The organism is Methylobacterium sp. Leaf465, from assembly GCF_001424705.1.
In the GTDB taxonomy this organism is placed as follows: Bacteria; Pseudomonadota; Alphaproteobacteria; order Rhizobiales; family Beijerinckiaceae; genus Methylobacterium.
Genome location: NZ_LMRA01000031.1, coordinates 1 through 3,940, shown reverse-complemented (window position 1 = coordinate 3,940; position 3,940 = coordinate 1). Strand labels below are relative to the sequence as shown.

Annotated in this window: 1 protein-coding gene and 3 pseudogenes; 3 read left to right on the top strand and 1 reads right to left on the bottom strand. The window is 61.6% G+C overall.

Translation table 11 applies throughout. The features are described from left to right. Both ASG51_RS25370 and ASG51_RS25135 read left to right on the top strand, forming a co-directional pair. Positions 1-1,156 (top strand): M10 family metallopeptidase C-terminal domain-containing protein (locus ASG51_RS25370; protein ID WP_200941352.1); only part of this gene is annotated, 1,156 nt, incomplete at its 5' end. 125 nt (positions 1,157-1,281) lie between these two features. Next, a pseudogene (locus ASG51_RS25135) lies at positions 1,282-2,093 on the top strand (IS630 family transposase); the annotation flags it as partial. 243 nt (positions 2,094-2,336) lie between these two features. On the opposite strand, the pseudogene ASG51_RS15095 reads toward ASG51_RS25135, so the two are convergent. After that, positions 2,337-3,317: pseudogene (locus ASG51_RS15095) on the bottom strand (IS110 family transposase); the annotation flags it as partial. Positions 3,318-3,412: 95 nt separating this feature from the next. Between ASG51_RS15095 and ASG51_RS24265 the strand changes: the two are divergent. After that, a pseudogene (locus ASG51_RS24265) lies at positions 3,413-3,556 on the top strand (IS630 family transposase); the annotation flags it as partial. Positions 3,557-3,940 lie beyond the last annotated feature (384 nt).

The window sequence follows — 3,940 nt, the reverse complement described above, 5'->3', positions numbered from 1 at the left end:
CTACGCCGACAACATGCATGCCAGCGGGCGGCCCGTCGCTCCGGGTCAGGAAGCCATCGGCGCGCTGCCTAACCTATCGGCCCTCAACAAGATTGCCGCCGCCTCTGCCCGTGCGGTCATCACGGGCACCGACCAAGGCGACTACATCCTCGGTGGCGGCGGCTCCAACTTCATCAAGGGCGGGAGTGGAGACGATGTGATCATTGGCGGCGGCGGGCGCGACTACATCACCGGGGGCGCCGGCAAGGACGTATTCGTCTACACATCCCTGACGAGCGACGGCATCGACCGGATCACGGACTTCACGCAAGGCACAGACCGGATCGATCTGGCAACGCTTGCGGGCGCGCCGCGGTCCGAGTCGGACTGGCAGTGGCTCGGCTCGGAAAGCTTTACGGGTCACGACTGGCAGCTGCGCTACGAGACGAACAACGGCCTTATCACAGTCCAAGTCGACACCGACGGCGACCTGAAAGCTGACTTCAATCTAAACCTCACTGGCACAGTCGCCCTGAATACGAGCGACTTCATCCTGGCTGCGAAAGGGTCTGAGCTTACAACTGTGCCGGCACCCAGTGCATCGACGCCGTCTCCAGTTTCTGCAACTCCCGGTAAGACACCTCTGCCAGCGCCAACCAAGCCGGTCGAACCCGCAACTCCCTCGCCCAGCGCTGATTCGAGCTTGATACTCAAAGCGCCCGTATCAGGTGGTTATGTGACTGGAACGTCCGCCGGTGAACTGATCCTGGGTAGCAGCAAGACTGATGGCCTCAGAGGGGGCGCCGGCGACGATGTGGTGGTTGGTGGGAAAAGCAAGGACATCCTCTACGGAGGAACGGGACACGATACTTTCCAGTTTGAGAAGCTCAGCGACAGCACCGCTGGGGCGAAAGATCGAGATTACATCGGCGACTTCACTCAAGGTGAGGACAAGATTGATCTTCACCTAATCGACGCCGATACGCTAACAAGTGCGCACGACGCGTTCACCTGGATCGGAGAAGGCGATTTCACGAAACACGCCGGTGAACTCCGGTTCTACTCGGGTAGCACCGGCGGCCAAGTACAGGCGGACGTAAACGGCGATGGAAAAATTGATTTCGCCATCGACGTGGTAACTAAATTCGTCCTTCACGCCTCTGACTTCGTGCTGTGAACGAAAGCTGAGTTTCAAGCAGTTATCACCTCATCAGAACTTTTGAATTAGAGTGTTTTCCACGATCCCTGAGTCGTTGCGGCGAGGTGAGCGTTGATCCTTGAAGGTTCGTCAGGGAGATCGCCATGGCCCGTGCCTACAGTCACGATCTGCGTGTTCGCGTCCTGGACGCGGTGGGAGCAGGTCTGTCCCGCCGGGCCGCGGCCCTGCGCTATCGGGGCGGCGTCGCTACGGTGATCCGCTGGGCCGCGCATGCGAGGACGACAGGAGAAACGCGGGCTCGGCGTCAGGGCCGTCCACCCGGCTCCAAGCTCGACGAGCACGAAGCCTTCCTGTTCGCCCTCATCGTTGAGAAGGACGAACCGAAGGACCGCGCAGCGACATCACGCTTGCCGAGATGCAGGAGCGCCTGCGTACCGAGCGTAGAGTCTCGGTCGGATTGGGCACGCTGTGGCGGTTCTTCGCCCGCCGGGCAGTCACGTGGAAAAAAAGTCGGTGCACGCGACCGAGCAGGATCGCCCCGACGTGGCCCAAGCGCGCGAGGCGTGGTTTGCCGCGCAGCCTGACCTCGATCCTGAGCGCCTGATCTTCATCGATGAGACCGGCCTCTCCACCCGGCATGGCGCGCCTGCGCGGTCGCTGTGCTCGCGGTCAGCGCCTACGCTCGGGCATCCCGCATGGCCACTGGCTCACGACGACGTTCGTTGCGGGCTTGCGCCTGTCGGGGATGAGCGCGCCCATGGTGCTCGACGGGCCGATGACGCGAGATTGGTTCCTAGCCTACGTCGAGCAGGTGCTCGCCCCAACCCTCAGGCGCGGCGACACCGTCATCCTCGACAACCTGCCCGCCCACAAGGTCAGCGGCATCCGCGAACGCATCGAGGCGGTCGGGGTCCGGCTGCTTTACCTCCCGGCCTACTCGCCCGACTTCAAYCCGTGTATGGATGGCTCCTGCGGGTCAAGGATGGCGATCGGTTTGGGTGAACTGGTCGGCTGCGGCCATGTATACGGCGTCTGATCTGCAGCGGGATCGCTGCGCGCCCTGATGAAGTCCGCTTGGAGAACAGGTCCCACTCAATCGAGCGCGCTTAAAGCGCTCCGGATTGATCGGGGTGTCCTGGTTCTTCCTCTCCGTTCGTTCGCCATCACCTCACGTCGCCCTGACCGTTCGTTCAGCCATTCAGGCAGCAATCGCCTGCGGCTGGTAGCGTGATCCGTCCCTGAGGACGGCAAAGATCGTTCTTGCCATGCGATGCGCCAACGCGATGGCGGCGACTTTCGTCTTTTTTCGGACCAGCATGTCGGACAGCCAATCCTGCCTCGGACCGCACCTGGATCTCGCCATGATCTGCGACATGGCGCCCAGATAGAGCAGCCGCCGAATATACCGGTTGCCCATCTTCGAGATCCGTCCGATCCTCTGTTTGCCGCCGGTGGAATGTGGCTTGGGGGTCAGGCCGAGCCAGGCGGCATAGTCCCTCGCGCAGTCGAAGTTGCCGACGTCCGGCGTCGTCGCTGCGATGATCGTCGCCGAGAGCTTGCCGACGCCCGGGATCGTCGCCAGACGCTGGCTCGTCTCGCTTTGGGCGTGAGCCGCTTCGATCTCACGCGTCGACCGCTCGATCCGCGTGTCGGTGTCGACCAGCTGCTCGAAGAGAAGGCTGACGGGCAATCGAGCCGCTTCCGGCAGCTGATGCATTTGCGTTCGTAGACGGTCGACGTTCTGCGCCCCCTTCGCTGCGATGACGCCGAACTCCGTCATGTGGGCGCGGATCGCGTTGCAGATCTGCGTGCGCTGGCGGACCAAAAGATCCCGCGTGCGGTGGATGACCAGGACCGACGAGCAGGCTTCGCTCTTTACGGCAACGAACCGCATGGAGGGACGCGTGACCGCTTCACAGATAGCGGCCGCGTCGGCTGCGTCCGTCTTCCCGCGCTTCACGTAGGGCTTCACGTAAGACGGCGGCATCAGGCGGACGTCATGCCCCAGTTCCTGAAGCTTCCGCGCCCAGTCGTGAGCGCCCCCGCAGGCCTCCATGCCGATCAGGCATCGCGGCAGTTTCTCGAAAAACGCGAGCAACTGACTTCGACGCAGTTGGCGACGCACGAGAACACGACCGCTTTCATCGACACCGTGGATTTGGAAAACGCTCTTCGCAAGGTAAGCTCGGACATGGGTGGCTCCTCAGCGTGAGGCGACAACATCCCGACTATGCCCCAACGCAAACCCGGGAGCAGGAGCCATCCACACCATCAATCGAGATGGCCTTCTCCAAGCTCAAGGCGCTGCCGCGCAAAGCGGCCGAGCGGCTCTGGACTGTCGTCGGCAATCTGCTCGACGCGTTCACTCCAGCCGAGTGCGCAAACTACTTCGCTGCCGCCGGTTACGACCCGGAGTAAGTGGAAACCGCTCTAATTCATAGATTGGCAGACTTGAAATGCTAACAGCCTCTCCTAACATGTTTGGATGTCAGGTTTACGATATTTTTTCGTACAGCTACGATTCCTGCGAACAACGCTTTGCAGAAGCTGGGAACGTCCGCTCGCAGGCTGCTCGATTTGGCGATGAACCGCGGCCGAAATGGGTAGATTTTCATCAGTCCGATTTCCGTCATAAAGGGCATGGAAGCAGACGTTCTGAATGCTTATACCAAGCCTCGCTGAGCAGGACTCACGCGGGGTAGCGTCGGCATCTCGGTCGTGATTCATTCCTGGGTTTGGAGCCTGAGGAGGATGCGATGGCTGCTCCGGTGCCGCTGCGATCGGACTTCGATGCGCAAGCCT